Below are 14,596 nucleotides of genomic sequence, written 5' to 3' on the forward strand. Positions count from 1 at the left end.
ATGCGGATGCGCGATTTGTCGGACGCCTTCCTCGACGCCTATCTGGCCGCGGAGGGCGAGGCCCTGCTGTCCTGCGTCGGTTCCTACCGGCTTGAGGGGCTGGGCTCGCAGCTGTTCGAGGCGGTGGACGGCGACTATTTCACGGTGCTGGGCCTGCCGCTCTGGCCGGTGCTGAAAGAATTGCGTCGGGCGGGGGTGATCGCGGCATGAGCACGCACCGCATAACCGGGGCCGCCATGGTCGCCGGGATCGCCGGAAATCCGGTCGCCCATTCGCTCAGCCCGGTCATTCACAACGCCTGGCTGGCGGCGGGCGACATCGACGGCGCCTATGTCCCCTTCGCCCCTGCCGATGCGGCCGGTTTCGAGGCGCTGGTCGCGGCGGGGCGTGCGGGTCTGATCATGGGGCTGAACGTCACCGCCCCGTTCAAGGAACAGGCCTTCGCCTTGGCGGATCAGGCGACGGCGGCGGCCCGGCTGACGTCCTCGGCCAATATCCTGCAGTTCGAAAACGGGCTGGTCCTGGCCGACAGTTCCGACGGGATCGGCCTGATGCGCGGCCTGAAGGAACAGGCGCCGGACCTGGACGTGGCTGGGCGGCCGGTGGTGATGCTGGGCGCCGGCGGCGCAGCCCGCGCCGGGTCCGGCGCCTTGGTCGAGGCCGGCGCCGAGGTTCGCATCGTCAACCGCTCGCCCGAACGCGCCCAGGCCCTGGCCGCCGATTTAGGGTCGTCGGTTCGGGTCGTGGCGGCCGACGACGCTTTTGATGGCGCAGCCTTGGTCATCAATGCGCTGAGCGTCCCGCCCAGCATCGACTTCGACCGAATCGCGCCCGGCACGGTGTTGATGGACATGACCTACAAGCCGTTGGCTACGGCCATCCTGACGGCGGCGCGCGGACGCGGCCTGCCGACGGTGGATGGATTGGCGATGCTGATCGGCCAGGCGGCGCCGTCGTTCGAAGCCCTGTTCCGCCGCCCGCCGCCGCCTCTCGATCTTCGCGCCCTGTTGATGACGCATCTGGGCGAGGCGACATGATCCTGCTCGGTCTCACCGGCTCCATCGGCATGGGCAAGTCGACGACGACGGCCATGTTCGCCGATCTGGGGGCCGTCGTCTGGAACGCCGATGACGCGGTGCACCGCCTCTACGCGCCTGGCGGTGCGGCGGTCGGTCCTGTGGGCGAGGCCTTCCCCGGGGTCGTGGTGGACGGTGCGGTTGACCGCACACGTCTGGCCGAGACGCTTGGGAAAGACGACACGGCGTTCCGTCGTCTGGAAGCCATCGTGCACCCCCTGGTCGCCCAAGGTCGCGCGGCCGATCTGGAGGCGGCGCGCACGGCAGGTGTGAACCTGGCAGTTCTGGACATCCCCCTGCTGTTCGAGACGGGTGGGGACAGTGCTGTCGACGCCGTGGTGGTGGTCACCGCCGATCCGGCGATCCAGGCGGAGCGCGTCCTGGCCCGTCCCGGCATGACGCGCGAACGGTTCGACGCCATCCTGGCGCGCCAGGTGCCGGACGCGGAAAAGCGCGCCCGCGCCGATTTCGTCATCGACACCAGCCGGGGTCTGGAGGCCGCGCGGGCCGAGGTCGAGGCGATCGTGGCCGCCGTTCTGGACCCATCGTGGATATCTCCAAGGCGAGGCGCGGCGAGCCTTTCGCGCTGAGGCGAATGCCGCCATTAAGGGCGAATGGCGCGCGAGATCGTTCTGGATACGGAAACCACCGGCTTCGACCCCAAGACGGGCGACCGGCTGATCGAGGTCGGCTGTATCGAGATCCAGGACCTGCTGCCGACGGGGCGGACCTTCCACCGGTTCGTTAATCCGGAACGACTGATCCCGCCCGACGCGATTCGGGTTCACGGCATCACCGACGAGAAGGTCAAAGACGCGCCCAAGTTCGCCGAGATCGCCGACGACCTGATCGAATTCATCGGCGATGCGCAGATGATCGCTCACAACGCCACCTTCGACCGGAACTTCATCGACTTTGAATATGCGCGGTGCGGCCGGCCGATCACTGGCGAGGCGCGCTGGATCGATACGCTGAAACTGGCCCAGACGCGGTTTCCGGGCATGCCTAACTCGCTGGACGCCCTGTGCAAACGCTACAAGGTGTCGCTGGTCGAACGGACGCTGCACGGCGCCCTGATCGACGCCCGTCTGCTGGCCGAGGTCTATCTTGAGCTTCGCGGCGGCAAGGAGCGGGTGCTGGACCTGTCTTCGGCGCCGGTCGGTCGTGGTCCCGGCGGCGTCATCGAAACCGCCGCCTACGGACAGCGTCCCCGCCCCCTGGCGCCGCGCTCCACGCCCGAGGAACAGGCCGCCCACGTCGCCTTCCTCGCCAAGGCGCTTAAGGACCGATCACTGTGGGACGCCTACGGCCTGCCGGCGCAGGAAGACGCGGCTTAGTCTCTTTTTAGCGCCCAAGTCGTGAGCGACCGCGTCGCGAACATAGCGCGGCGCGCAGCGCCCCAGGCTTAAGCCTGCCGGAAGCCCAGCACGTCCTGCATGTCATAGAGACCGGGCCCTCGCGTCCGCACCCAGGCGGCGGCGGCGACAGCGCCCTTTGCGAACAGCGACCGATCGATCGCCGAATGACTGAGGGTCAGCACCTCGTCTTCCGATGCGAACAGCACCGTGTGCTCGCCGATGATGCCGCCGGCGCGGATAGAGGAGAAACCGATCTTGCCGCTCTCGCGCTCGCCCTGGACCCCGTCATAGGGTTTGGAGCGCAGGTCATCCAGATCCGCGAACCGCCCCTCGGCTGCGGCTTCGCCCAGCATCAGAGCGGTGCCCGACGGTGAATCCACTTTCCGGCGGTGGTGGGCCTCGGTGATCTCGATGTCCCAATCCTGGGCGTCCAGACGTTGGGCCGCGTGCTGGACAAGGCCGATCAGGATGTTCACGCCCAGGGAAAAGTTGCCGCTCTTGACGATGGCGACCTTCTCGGCGGCCTTCATCAGGTCGGCCTCCTGCTCGTCCGTGAAGCCGGTCGAACCGATCACCAAGGCCGGGCCGCCGCGCTCGGCCGCGCTCTGGGCCAGGGCCACCGAGGCGGCCGGGGTCGAGAAGTCGATGATCACGTCGCACAGCGACAGGTCGGCGGTTTCGCCCCAATCGAAGCGGGCGGCGACCACCACGTCTTCGCGGGCATCCAGAACCTGAGAGACCGCACGCCCCATCCGGCCGCGATAGCCGGAAATGCCGGCGTGGAAGATTGCGCTCAAACCGCGTTCTCTTTCGACCCGTCCGCGTCCTGACTGCCCAGGATGTCGGCCCAGAAACGCTTCGCCTTTCCGGCAAAGCTGGAATTCCTGGGGTTCTGCCCCTCCCCGAACGACAGGGCAAGCTCTTCGAGCAACTCACGCTGGCGCGCGGTCAGATCGGTGGGCGTCTCGACGAACAGTTCGACCACCAGATCGCCCCGGTTGCGGCCGTTCAGATGGGGCATGCCCTTGCCCTTGATGCGTACGGTCTTGCCGGTCTGGGCGCCGGCCGGCACGGCGACCGAGGCCTTGCACTTGCCGTCGCAGGCCGTTGAGACCAGGCAAGGGGCGTCGATCTCGCCGCCCAGGGCCGCCACCGTCATCGGCACGGGCACGGTGACCAGCAGGTCCAGGTTGTCGCGCTCGAACAGGTCGTGCGGCGTGACCGAGATGAAGACGTACAGATCGCCGCGCGGTCCGCCGCGCTGGCCCGCATCGCCCTCGCCCGACAGACGGATGCGCGAACCGTCGTCCACACCGGCGGGGATTTTCAGGTTCAGGGTGCGGGTTTTGCGCACCTGGCCGTGCCCGTGGCAGGTGGTGCAGGGATCGGCGATCATCTGACCCTGGCCGTGGCAGCGGGGGCAGGTGCGCTCGACCTGGAAGAAGCCGTTGGCCTGACGCACGCGACCGGCGCCCTGGCAGGTGGTGCAGGTGACGGGCTTGGTGCCCGGCTTGGCGCCCGACCCCTCGCAGGTGTCGCAGGTCATGGTCGAGGGGATGTCGATCTCGACGTCCTCGCCCTTGTAGGCCTGCTCCAGGGTGATCTCCAGATCGTAGCGCAGGTCAGAGCCCCGGCGCGGTCCGCCCTGCTGGCCCCGGCCCTGGCGTCCGCCGAACGCGTCGCCGAACGCATCGCCAAAGACCTGGGAGAAGATGTCGTTGATGTCCGAGAAGCCCTGGCCGCCCTGGCCGAAGGGATTGCCGCCCCCGCCGCCGTTCACGCCCGCATGGCCGTAACGGTCATAGGCCGCGCGCTTGTTGTCGTCCGACAGCACCGTATAGGCCTCGGACAGTTCCTTGAACTTGGCCATCGACTCTTCCGAGCCGCCGTTGCGGTCGGGATGGTGAACCATGGCCAGCTTGCGATAGGCGGCTTTCAAGCCGGGGGCGTCGATCGTGCGTTCGACACCCAGAACTTCGTAATAATCACGCGCCATCGGGCGTTCGTCCTCATACTTCCCCGTTCGCTTTCGCCTCGCCTCTTACCGAGCGTTGGTCGAAATCGATGTCCCGGCTGACATGGGGTCCGGGACCAATGATGCAAGTTTCATGAAAAGGCCCCGCCTATCGCAAGACAAGCGGGGCCGTATCATTTCAGCGACCTGTGACGGATCAGGCGCTCTTCTTGTCGTCGCCGTCCGTGTCAGACACTTCCTCGAACTCGGCGTCGACCACGCCGTCGTCGGCCGGCTGGCCTTCTGCGGCGGCGTCGCCCTGCTGCTGGGCGTACATGGCTTCACCCAGCTTCATCGAGGCCTGGACCAGGGTGTTGGTCTTGGCGCGGATGTCTTCCGGATCCGTGCCTTCGCGCGCGGTCTTCAACTCGGCCAGGCCGGTCTCGATGGCCGTCTTCTCGTCCGCACCGACCTTGTCGCCGTGCTCGGCCAGGGCCTTTTCGGTCGAATGGATCAGGCTGTCGGCGGCGTTCTGCGCCTCGACCAGATCCTTCTTGGCCTTGTCGGTGGCGGCGTTGGCCTCTGCTTCCTTGACCATCTTGTCGATGTCGGCGTCCGACAGGCCGCCGTTGGCCTGGATGCGGATCGACTGCTCCTTGTTGGTCGCCTTGTCCTTGGCCGAGACGTTGACGATGCCGTTGGCGTCGATGTCGAAGGCGACCTCGATCTGCGGCATGCCGCGCGGCGCCGGCGGAATGCCCATCAGATCGAACTGACCGAGCATCTTGTTGTCCGACGCCATCGGACGCTCGCCCTGGAAGACCCGGATCGTCACGGCCGACTGGTTGTCGTCGGCGGTCGAGAAGGTCTGGCTCTTCTTGGTCGGGATCGTCGTGTTGCGCTCGATCAGGGGCGTGAACACGCCGCCCAGGGTTTCGATGCCCAGAGTCAGCGGCGTCACGTCCAGCAGCAGCACGTCCTTGACGTCGCCTTGCAGAACGCCGGCCTGAACGGCGGCGCCCAGGGCCACGACTTCGTCAGGGTTCACGCCTTTGTGCGGTTCCTTGCCGAAGAAGGCCTTCACGGCTTCCACGACCTTGGGCATGCGGGTCATGCCGCCGACCAGAACCACTTCGTCGATGTCCGATGCCTTCAGGCCGGCGTCGGCCAGGGCCTTCTTGCACGGCTCGATCGTGCGTTGGACCAGGTCCTCGACCAGGCTTTCCAGCTTGGCGCGCGTCAGCTTGATGTTCAGGTGCAGCGGACCCGAGGCGTTCATGGTGATGAACGGCAGGTTGACCTCGTACTGGGTCGTGGTCGACAGCTCCTTCTTGGCCTTTTCGGCCTCTTCCTTCAGGCGCTGCAGGGCCAGCTTGTCCTGGCGCAGGTCGACCGACTGCTCCTTCTTGAATTCGTCGGCCAGGTAGTCGACCAGACGCAGGTCGAAGTCCTCGCCGCCCAGGAAGGTGTCGCCGTTGGTCGACTTCACCTCGAACACGCCGTCGCCGATCTCCAGGATCGAGACGTCGAAGGTGCCGCCGCCCAGGTCATAGACGGCGATCTTCTGGCCGTCGTTCTTTTCCAGACCATAGGCCAGGGCCGCCGCGGTCGGCTCGTTGATGATGCGCAGCACTTCCAGGCCGGCGATCTTGCCGGCGTCCTTGGTGGCCTGACGCTGGCTGTCGTTGAAGTAGGCCGGCACGGTGATCACGGCCTGGGTGACCTTGTCGCCCAGATAGGCCTCGGCCGCTTCCTTCATCTTGGTCAGGGTGAAGGCCGAAATCTGCTGCGGGGAATAGTCCTTGCCGAAGGCGCGCACCCAGGCGTCGCCGTTCGGGCCCTTGACGATCTCATAGGGCACCATGCCCTTATCCTTGGCGACGACGGGATCATCGAAGTTGCGGCCGATCAGGCGCTTGATCGCGAAGAAGGTGTTGGACGGGTTGGTGACGGCCTGGCGCTTGGCGGGTTGACCCACCAGCACTTCCGCGCCGTCCTGGATCGCCACGACCGACGGGGTCGTGCGGTTGCCCTCGGCGTTTTCGATCACCTTCGGCGTCTTGCCGTCCATGACGGCGACGCACGAGTTGGTGGTGCCCAGGTCGATGCCGATAATCTTGGCCATGTGTTCTTCAGTCTCTCTGGTTCGGCGGGCGATGCGGCGGCCTTCGACGAAGCGCCGCGCGTGACCGCCCCCGGTTGGGTTGGCGTGGATCAGGCTGGATAGCCCCAAGTTTCGCGGGGTTTCTCCGAAGCTGGCCCCGATATGGGAAAATCCCCCCGGCCCGCAAGGGCGTTATGCGATTCAAGCCCTTCGACGAACGTTGAAATTCGAATATGCAGGCGCGGCGATTACGGCGCATAAGATTTTGCATCGCGCTCTGGGGATCGCGATCGAGGAAGGGAGAGGAAACAATGATCAAGACCCTGCTCAAGGCCGTCGTCGCGGCGGCCGTTCTTGTCGGCTCCGCTGCGGCCGCCGCGCCGCCTGCTGGGGCGCCGGCCATTCAGTCGCGTGACGGCTATGATCGGCACGTCACCATCAAGAACCGCACCGGCTGGACCATGTTACGCTTCTACGCGTCGGATTCGCGCAGCGACGACTGGGAAGAGGACATCCTGGGCTCGGACGTTCTGGAAAGCGGGCAGGATGTGCGCATCAACATCGATGACGGCTCGGGCGCCTGCATCTATGACTTCAAGGCCGAGTTCACCAACGGGCAGGAGCTGACGCGGTCGCGCATCAATGTTTGTGAGGTCAGCGAATACACCTACACCCGCTGAGGTGAAGACCGCCGTCGAGGGCTTCCGGCTCTGGCCGGGGGCGCTCGATGCTGCGGCGCAGGCCGATCTGGTCGCCGAGGTGTTCGCCCGGCTGGAAGATGCGCCCCTCTATCGGCCGACCACGCCGGGCGGTCGCCCCTTCTCGGTTCAGATGAGCAACTTCGGGCCGCTGGGATGGGTCTCCGACCGGGGCGGCTATCGCTACCAGTCGACCCATCCCGAGACCGGGCGACCCTGGCCCGCGATCCCGACTATGCTGCTCGACCTGTGGCACGCCACGGTCGCCTGGCCCACGCCGCCGGACGCCTGTCTGGTCAATCTGTATCGCGATGCGGCGAAGATGGGCCTGCACCAAGACAAGGACGAGGCCGACCTCGGCGCGCCCGTCCTGTCGGTGTCGCTGGGAGACACGGCGATGTTCCGCATCGGCGCGGCGGCGGGCGGACGCACCACGACGCTGAGGCTGGACAGCGGCGACGTCTGCGCCCTGACCGGCCCCGCGCGCCTGGCCCGTCACGGCGTCGACCGCGTGCTGGCCGGATCGTCGCGCCTGATCCCCGGCGGCGGCCGGCTGAACCTTACGCTGCGCTGCGCCGGTTGAGCGCCTGATTTTTGGACTGGCTTTCGACGGCAAGCTGCGGCGTAACTCGGGAATGGACGACCTGAAGCGCCGCTGGGCCCGCCTCAAACCCCACATCACCGTCGTAGGCCCCGACGACGACCGGCCCCGGCCAGCGGTGCTGCTGTTCCATGGCTGCGGGGGGCTGCGCGATCACCTGCCCCGCTATGCCGAGGTCGCCAAGGCAGCGGGCTGGCGCGCCTTCATCGTCGATTCCTACGGCCCGCGCGGTTGGGGTCGGGTCTTCACCCTGGCGGCGGTCTGCACGGGCCTGTCGTTCCGGGGCTATGAGCGGGTGGGCGACGTCCTGGCGGCGATCCAGGGCGTTTCGGCACGCCCCGATGTCGACGCGACAAAGCTGGCCCTGGCCGGCTGGAGCCATGGCGGCTGGTCGATCATGGAGATGATGAGCGGCGCGCCGACGCCCGGCGCCTTTGGCGTGATCGATCCCGCCGAAGCCGACCTGTCCGGCGTCAAGGCGGTTTGGCTGGCCTATCCCTACATCGGCCCGTTCGCCTTCAACCGGTTGAAGCCGTGGCGGCATTGCCCGCGCGTTCTGGCCGTTACCTGCAAGCGCGACCACCTGACAACTGTGCGTAACGCCGAACAGGTCAACGCCATGATCCGCAACTGCGGCTCCCAGGTCGAAAGCTGGATCGCCGGGGGCACCCACGCCTTCGACGAACCCACCAACAACGGTCCGATGCGCCACGATCCGGAACTGACAGTCGAGGCCCTGCGCCGTTTCGACGCCTTCCTGACCGACGCGGTGCCATACGGCTGAGCGGCCTAGCCGATCGTCGCCTCGACTGTGATGGTCGCGCGGACCGAATGGGCCATTTCGCAATGGTCGTGGGCCTGGTGGTGCAGGGCGTCGATCTCGGCCTGATCGGGTTCGCGGCCGGTGAAGCTGGTAAAGGGGCGCAGCGTCACCTCGGCGAGGTAGCGCTTGCCGTCATCGTCCTTGCCCATCTTGCCTGACGCCTCGTCGACATAGGTGTCGACCACCAGGCCGGCGTTGGCGGCGAAGGCGAGGAACCACAGCATGTGGCAGCTGGATAGAGAGGCGATCATCGCCTCTTCCGGATCGACGCCGGTCGGATCGGACATCGGCACGGGCACGCTGGATGGCGCCGACGATCCCGGCACCACCGCCCCGCCGTCGAAGCTCCAGGAATGGGCGCGGCTGTAGCCTTTGTCCAGGAAGGGCTGGTCGCCGCGGTTCCAGACGACCTTGGCCTCATAGACGCCCATTACGCCCTCCAGAAGCCGACGATCTTCTTGACCTCGTCTACCACGGGATCGGCGACATCGGCGGCGCGTTCGGCGCCGGCCTTCAGCACGCGGTCGATCTCGGCCGGGTCGTCCATCAGGCGGCGCATCTCGGCCGTCACGGGCGCCAGCGACGACACCGCCAGGTCCGCCAGCGCCGGCTTGAAGGCGCCGAAGCCCTGGCCGCCGAACTGTGCGATCACCTGTTCGCGGGTCAGGCCCGCCAACGCCGCATAGATGGCGACCAGATTCTTGGCCTCGGGCCGTTCGTTCAGGCCCTCCAGGGTTTCCGGCAACGGCTCGGGATCGGTCTTGGCCTTCTTGATCTTGGAGGCGATCGTGTCGGCGTCGTCGGTCAGGTTGATGCGGCTGTTGTCGGACGGATCCGACTTGGACATCTTGGCCGCGCCGTCGCGCAGGGACATGACGCGGGTCGCCGGTCCCTGGATGATCGGCTCGGGTACGGGGAAGAAGCCGGGAACGCCGAAGTCGTTGTTGAACTTGGCGGCGATGTCGCGGGTCAGCTCCAGATGCTGCTTTTGGTCCTCGCCTACCGGCACTTCGGTGGCCTTGTACAGCAGGATGTCGGCCGCCTGGAGCACGGGATAGGTGTAGAGACCGACCGAGGATCGTTCCTTGTGCTTGCCCGACTTCTCCTTGAACTGGGTCATCCGGTCGAGCCAGCCGAGGCGGGCGACGCAGTTGAAAATCCAGGCCAGTTCCGCATGGGCGCGCACGGCCGACTGCGGGAAGATGATCGCCTTTTCCGGATCCAGGCCCGAGGCCAGATAGGCGGCGGCGATCTCGCGCGTCTGGGCGGTCAGTTTGGCCGGATCCTGCCACACGGTGATGGCGTGCATGTCGGCGACAAAGACATAGACCGGCGCGCCCTGGTCCTGCAGTTCCACGAACCGCTTGAGGGCGCCGAGGTAGTTGCCCAGGTGCAGCGCGCCTGAGGCCTGGATGCCGGACAGGATGCGGCGCGGGCCGTCATAGGTCGCAACGGCGGGGGTCTGGTCGGTCATGGGATCGGGTCTCGGAAGGTCGAAAGGCAGGCGTGGCGAGGCAGGCGGCGGTTCAGCCGCGCCATCGCAGGTCATGGATCAGGCCCGAGGTCGTCATGGCCTCGCGCTTATCGGTTCGCCGCCTGTCAGTCCAGACCGGAGACCGCGCCGCCGCCGGGCTCGCGCTTCAGCGTGGCCTTCAGTTCCGAGATGGTGACGGCCCGGAACGCCAGCAGGCAGAAGCCGTAAAGCCCGGCCCCGGCGGCGCAGACCACCAGGACGGCGATCTCCTTGGCCAGGAACAGGCGGCTAAGCTGCGGATAGAAGACGTCGGCGGCGAACAGCAGGGCGGCCATCATGGCGCTGGCGGCGATCACGCGGGCGATGCGCGACAAAAAGGCCGGCGACGGCCGCCAGCTGTTCTCGCGGATCAGGACCCCGCCCAAAAGGGCGACGTTGACCCAGGCCGAGGTGCTGGTGGCGATGGCCAGGCCCAGCACCCCGTCCCAACCTTGACGGCGGAACCAGAAGAACAGGGCCGAGCCCAGGATGACGGTGATGACCACGCTGGCCACGGCGAAGATCATCGGACGGCGCGTGTCCTGGCGCGCGAAGAAGGGCGGGGTCAGAACCTTGGCCAGGACGAAGGCCGGCACGCCCCAGGCGAACTGACGCAAAACGTCGGCGGTGCGGGCGGCGTCGGCCGAGGTGAAGGCGCCCCGCGTCACGGTCGCGTCGATGATGAAGAAGGGAATGACGAACAGGGCCAAGGCCGCCGGCAGGGTGAAGGCCATGGCCAGGTTGATGCCGTCATCAAGCGTCTTCTGTCCGCCCTCGTGATCGCCGTCGACGAACGCCTTGGTCAGGCGTGGCACCAAGGCCAGGCCGATGGCGACCCCCACCAGGCCCAGCGGCAGTTGATACAGCCGGTCGGCGTTATACAGCACCGAGCGCGCGCCCTCGTCCGAGCCGGTCAGGAACTGCGACACCAGAGAGTTGATCTGAAGCGCCCCGCCCGCCAGGGCGCCGGGCACGGCGAGCGCCAGGGTGTGACGCACGTTCGGCGTGATGCGCGGCAGGCCGATCTTCAGCCGAACGCCCAGACGCCGCACGCCCCACCACAGCAGACCGGCCTGGATAAGCCCAGACACCGTCACCGCCGCCGTCACCATCAGCAGCACTGTCTCCTGCGGGATCGGCAGGATCAGCGGCGGCATCAGGGCGGCCAGGGTGCACAGGTTCAGAAATACCGGCACGGCCGCCGACAGGGCGAACCGACCGCCCGTGTTCAGCACGCCCGACAGCAGCGAGGCCACGGTCATACAGGCCAGATAGGGCATGGCCAGTTGGGTCGCGATCACGGCGGCGCGCAGCACCTCGGGCTGACCCTGATACGCCGACAGCAGCCACGGCATGATCCACGGCATCACGACCTGCAGTAGGATGCAGAAGCCGGCGACGACCGCCAGCATGAAGCTGAGCGCCTCGGACGCCGTGACGGCGGCGGCTTCCTCGCCCTCGCGCGCCCGAACCCCGCCATAGACCGGTACGAAGGCCTGGGCGAAGGCGCCCTCGGCGAACAGGCGGCGGAACATGTTGGGCAGCATCAACGCCGTGGTGAAGGCGTCCATCATCGGCCCCTGGCCGAAGCGCGCCGCCAGCGCCATGTCGCGCACGAAGCCGAGAATTCGACTGCCCAGCGTCAGGGTCGACTGCACCAGGGTGTTTCGGGCGAGGCTCATGCGGACATTCGACAGGGCGCGGAGGAAGGTTGTCGCTTAGCGCGCTTGTTCGCCGGGCGATACGGGCTTTGCGCGCGGGCTGCGGCGGCCCAGGTCGGAGACGTCGCGCGCGCTGGCGCGCGCCGAGGCGACCTTGCGTCCGGCGGGCGCGGGCGCGCGGCTGTCCAGCACGGCCTCAAGCGCGGTGCGCAGTTCGGCGATCCGCTGTTCCGAGGTGATCTTCCGCCCTTTGCGATCCACGACGTAGAAACTGTCCACCGCCCGCTCGCCATAGCTGGCGACATGGGCGGAGCGGATGCTTAGGCCTTCGTCGTTGAACACGCGCGACAGGTCCGCCAGCAGCCCCGGCCGGTCGGCGCAGGACACCTCGACTACCGTAGCGACCTCGCTGGCGTGGTGATCGACCATGACCACGGGCCGGACTTCAAAGGCCGCCTTGCGCGCATTGCCGGTCGGATCGGGGGCCTGGCCGATGCGGCCCTCGCCCCGCGCGGCCTTTTCCAGCGCCTCGACCAAAGCCTTCAGGCGACGCGGCTCGGCCTGGCTATAGGGTAGGCCCGCGCCGTCCTGAACACGAAACACGTCCAGAACGACGCCGTCCTCGGTCGCCACGCGGGCGTCGGTCACGTCGGCCCCAAGCGCGGCCATGGTCTGGGCCAGATCGGCGAACAGGCCCGGCCGGTCGGCCGCTGCGATGGAGATTTCGGTGGTCTGCACCGTCAGCCCCCGCACCGGCGCGGTGGGCGCGCTCTCGGCCGCCGCGCCCGTCTCGCGCGCCCGCTGGACCAAGGCCGGGTGCGCCGCCAGCGGATCCTCGCGCGTCACGTCCTCACCCCGAAACAGGGCGGCGACCTGGTTGTAGAGGGTGCGCATCAGCTGACCCTTCCAGCCGTTCCACACCCCCGGCCCCACGGCCCGGATATCGGCGACGGTCAGGACCAGCAGCATCCGCAGCCGCTCGGGGTCGCCGACCAGTTCGGCGAAGGCGCGGATGGTCGCCGGGTCCGACAGGTCGCGCTTCTGGGCGTAGTCCGACAGCGCCAGATGGCTGCGCACCAGCCAGACGACCAGTTCGATCCGGCGCGGATCGACGCCCAGCCGCTCGCACGCCCGGCGCGCGGCGATGGCGCCGTCCTCCAGCTGCCCCCGCTCGCCGCCCTTGCCGACGTCGTGCAGCAGCATGCCCAGCATCAGGGCTTCCATGTCCGAGATCAGATGCACGATCTCGCTGGCCATCGGGTGGTCGGTCTTCAGCTTGCCGCGCGCGATGTCGTTGATGATGCCGATGGCCTGAAGCGTATGCTCGTCCACCGTATAGGCGTGGTACATGTTGAACTGGGTCTGGCCGACGATCCGCCCCCATTCGGGCAGGAACCGACCCAGCAGGCCCGTCTCGTTCATGATGGTCAGGACGCGGTACGGACGCTGCCCGTGCGCCAGAACGTCCAGAAACGCCCGCGTAGCCGCCGGATCGCGCCTAAGCCGCGGCGTCACCAGCGACAGCGACCGCGTCACCGCCGAAAAGGCGTCCGGATGCAGATCCAGGTCGTGCTTGTCGGCGCAGACGAACAGGGTCAGCAGCTTGACCGGATCGGCGGCGAAAACCTCCGGCCCCTCGACCGACAGACGCCCCTGATCGATCCAGAACCCCTCGACCTCAAGCTTGCGCCGGGGGGCGGGCCGGAACGGCGCCATCAGACGCGACAGGCCATGCGCCGTCTTTTGGTGGCGCGCCTCCAGCTTGGCCGACATGGCGCGGGTCAGGGCGCCGACGTCGCGGGCCACCAGAAAGTATCGCCGCATGAACCGCTCGACCGCCGGTTCGTCGCCGCGCCCGCGCCAGCCCATGCGCCGGGCGACCTCGGGCTGCATATCGAACGTCAGCTTTTCCTCGGGCCGGCCCGCGATCAGATGCAGATGTATGCGGACCCGCCACAGAAAGTCGAACGCCTCGTCCGACGTTCGTCGCTCGCGCGGGGTGAACAGCTCGTCCATCACCGTCGCGCCCAGCCGGCTTTCGGGCGCCAGAGACCGGGCGATCCAGTACAGGGTGTTCAGGTCGCGCAAGCCCCCCTTGCCGTCCTTGACGTTGGGTTCGACCTTGTAGCGGGTCGAGCCGGCCTTTTCGTGCCGGGCGGCCCGCTCCTCCAGCTTGGCGGCGATGAAGGGGCGCGGATCGGATTTCGATACCATGTCGCGAAACCGGCTGATCATCAGCAGGGCCAGCGCCTCGTCCCCCGCCAGCGGACGCGCCTCCAGCAGGGTTGTCCGCACTGTCATGTCGGTGCGCGACAGGCTCAGACACTCTTCGACCGAGCGCACCGCCGACCCGACCTTGGCCCCCAGGTCCCACAGCACATAGAGGACGAACTGGATGACCTCCTCGCCGCGCGGCGTCGCCTTGGACGATCTCAAAAACAGCAGGTCCAGATCGGAATGGGGCGCCAGAACGCCCCGGCCGTAACCCCCGACCGCGACCAGGGCCAACCTTTCGGCCTCGACAGGCGAGGTCGGCCACAGGGTCTGGGTCGCAACCCGCCACAGGCCGGCCAGCATCTCGTCGGCTGCGGCGGCGTAAAGACGCGCCACGTCGCGCCCCTTCATGCCCCCGTCCAGCTTGCGCTCAGCCCGCGCGCGGGCGGCGTCATAGGTCTCGCGCAAAACGACAGAGACCGCCGCGCGCGGGTCTTCCGCGCGGGCGGCCTCGTCAAGGCGGTCATCCAGACTGGGCGAGGCGTTCATGTCAGCCGTCTATAGGCCGCATCCCACCGCTCGTCAGTCAGGGAT

General features: G+C 67.6%; 14 protein-coding genes. 7 read left to right on the forward strand and 7 right to left on the reverse strand.

Features of this window, described 5'->3' with window-relative positions:
* From RT123_RS06050 to dnaQ, 4 genes are all read left to right on the forward strand, one after another.
* The coding region (locus tag RT123_RS06050) for a Maf family protein (RefSeq protein ID WP_313008348.1) at positions 1-210 on the forward strand (210 nt) is incomplete at its 5' end.
* A complete protein-coding gene (locus tag RT123_RS06055; protein ID WP_313008350.1) occupies positions 207-1,037 on the forward strand; it encodes an NAD(P)-binding domain-containing protein in 831 nt (276 codons plus the stop codon). The genes RT123_RS06050 and RT123_RS06055, both read left to right, overlap by 4 nt.
* Complete coding sequence (gene coaE, locus RT123_RS06060; protein ID WP_313008351.1) at positions 1,034-1,666, forward strand: dephospho-CoA kinase; 633 nt, start codon at positions 1,034-1,036, stop codon at positions 1,664-1,666. Before RT123_RS06055 ends, coaE begins: the two co-directional genes overlap by 4 nt.
* Positions 1,667-1,690: 24 nt before the next feature.
* Positions 1,691-2,413: a DNA polymerase III subunit epsilon gene (gene dnaQ, locus RT123_RS06065; RefSeq protein WP_313008352.1), complete on the forward strand. Its 723-nt coding sequence runs from the start codon at positions 1,691-1,693 to the stop codon at positions 2,411-2,413.
* A gap of 68 nt (positions 2,414-2,481) precedes the next feature.
* On the opposite strand, the gene dapB is transcribed toward dnaQ, so the two are convergent.
* The 3 genes from dapB to dnaK form a co-directional block, all read right to left on the reverse strand.
* A complete protein-coding gene (dapB, locus tag RT123_RS06070) occupies positions 2,482-3,231 on the reverse strand; it encodes a 4-hydroxy-tetrahydrodipicolinate reductase (RefSeq protein ID WP_066553577.1) in 750 nt (249 codons plus the stop codon).
* Positions 3,228-4,430, reverse strand: a complete 1,203-nt coding sequence (dnaJ, locus tag RT123_RS06075; protein ID WP_055809618.1) for a molecular chaperone DnaJ — start codon at positions 4,428-4,430, stop codon at positions 3,228-3,230. The genes dapB and dnaJ overlap by 4 nt, the downstream gene beginning before the upstream one ends.
* Positions 4,431-4,605: 175 nt before the next feature.
* The gene (dnaK, locus tag RT123_RS06080) at positions 4,606-6,546 is read right to left on the reverse strand and encodes a molecular chaperone DnaK (protein ID WP_255353582.1); all 1,941 of its coding nucleotides are present in this window, start codon (positions 6,544-6,546) and stop codon (positions 4,606-4,608) included.
* Positions 6,547-6,803: 257 nt separating this feature from the next.
* On the opposite strand from dnaK, the gene RT123_RS06085 reads away from it, so the two are divergent.
* Genes RT123_RS06085 through RT123_RS06095 form a run of 3 tightly spaced genes read left to right on the forward strand, consistent with a single transcriptional unit; the run spans position 6,804 to position 8,575 of the window.
* Entirely contained in the window at positions 6,804-7,172 is a 369-nt protein-coding gene (locus RT123_RS06085; protein WP_313008353.1) for a hypothetical protein, read from the forward strand.
* On the forward strand, positions 7,135-7,773 hold the full coding sequence (locus tag RT123_RS06090; RefSeq protein WP_313008354.1) for an alpha-ketoglutarate-dependent dioxygenase AlkB: 639 nt from the start codon (positions 7,135-7,137) through the stop codon (positions 7,771-7,773). The genes RT123_RS06085 and RT123_RS06090 overlap by 38 nt, the downstream gene beginning before the upstream one ends.
* Before the next feature lie 52 nt (positions 7,774-7,825).
* Positions 7,826-8,575: a dienelactone hydrolase family protein gene (locus RT123_RS06095; protein WP_313008355.1), complete on the forward strand. Its 750-nt coding sequence runs from the start codon at positions 7,826-7,828 to the stop codon at positions 8,573-8,575.
* A 5-nt stretch (positions 8,576-8,580) separates the two neighbouring features.
* Here the strand turns inward: RT123_RS06095 and RT123_RS06100 are convergent, their stop codons facing one another.
* The 4 genes from RT123_RS06100 to glnD form a co-directional block, all read right to left on the reverse strand.
* Positions 8,581-9,045, reverse strand: coding sequence for an OsmC family protein (locus tag RT123_RS06100; RefSeq protein ID WP_313008356.1), 465 nt, complete (start codon positions 9,043-9,045; stop codon positions 8,581-8,583).
* Complete coding sequence (gene trpS / locus RT123_RS06105; RefSeq protein ID WP_313008357.1) at positions 9,045-10,088, reverse strand: tryptophan--tRNA ligase; 1,044 nt, start codon at positions 10,086-10,088, stop codon at positions 9,045-9,047. The genes RT123_RS06100 and trpS overlap by 1 nt, the downstream gene beginning before the upstream one ends.
* Before the next feature lie 125 nt (positions 10,089-10,213).
* On the reverse strand, positions 10,214-11,809 hold the full coding sequence (gene murJ, locus RT123_RS06110; protein ID WP_313008358.1) for a murein biosynthesis integral membrane protein MurJ: 1,596 nt from the start codon (positions 11,807-11,809) through the stop codon (positions 10,214-10,216).
* A gap of 36 nt (positions 11,810-11,845) precedes the next feature.
* Positions 11,846-14,551, reverse strand: coding sequence for a [protein-PII] uridylyltransferase (gene glnD, locus RT123_RS06115; protein ID WP_313008360.1), 2,706 nt, complete (start codon positions 14,549-14,551; stop codon positions 11,846-11,848).
* Between the last annotated feature and the right edge of the window lie 45 nt (positions 14,552-14,596).

Source organism: Brevundimonas vesicularis, from assembly GCF_032067225.1.
GTDB classification, from domain to species: domain Bacteria; phylum Pseudomonadota; class Alphaproteobacteria; order Caulobacterales; family Caulobacteraceae; genus Brevundimonas; species Brevundimonas vesicularis_F.

Bases quoted from the DNA above. Each gene is read 5' to 3' on its own strand.
- RT123_RS06055 (WP_313008350.1), top strand. From the start codon at position 207: ATGAGCACGCACCGCATAACCGGGGCCGCCATGGTCGCCGGGATCGCC.
- coaE (WP_313008351.1), top strand. From the start codon at position 1,034: ATGATCCTGCTCGGTCTCACCGGCTCCATCGGCATGGGCAAGTCGACG.
- dnaQ (WP_313008352.1), top strand. From the start codon at position 1,691: ATGGCGCGCGAGATCGTTCTGGATACGGAAACCACCGGCTTCGACCCC.
- dnaJ (WP_055809618.1), bottom strand. From the start codon at position 4,430: ATGGCGCGTGATTATTACGAAGTTCTGGGTGTCGAACGCACGATCGAC.
- RT123_RS06085 (WP_313008353.1), top strand. From the start codon at position 6,804: ATGATCAAGACCCTGCTCAAGGCCGTCGTCGCGGCGGCCGTTCTTGTC.
- RT123_RS06090 (WP_313008354.1), top strand. From the start codon at position 7,135: ATGTTTGTGAGGTCAGCGAATACACCTACACCCGCTGAGGTGAAGACC.
- RT123_RS06095 (WP_313008355.1), top strand. From the start codon at position 7,826: ATGGACGACCTGAAGCGCCGCTGGGCCCGCCTCAAACCCCACATCACC.
- RT123_RS06100 (WP_313008356.1), bottom strand. From the start codon at position 9,045: ATGGGCGTCTATGAGGCCAAGGTCGTCTGGAACCGCGGCGACCAGCCC.
- trpS (WP_313008357.1), bottom strand. From the start codon at position 10,088: ATGACCGACCAGACCCCCGCCGTTGCGACCTATGACGGCCCGCGCCGC.
- murJ (WP_313008358.1), bottom strand. From the start codon at position 11,809: ATGAGCCTCGCCCGAAACACCCTGGTGCAGTCGACCCTGACGCTGGGC.
- glnD (WP_313008360.1), bottom strand. From the start codon at position 14,551: ATGAACGCCTCGCCCAGTCTGGATGACCGCCTTGACGAGGCCGCCCGC.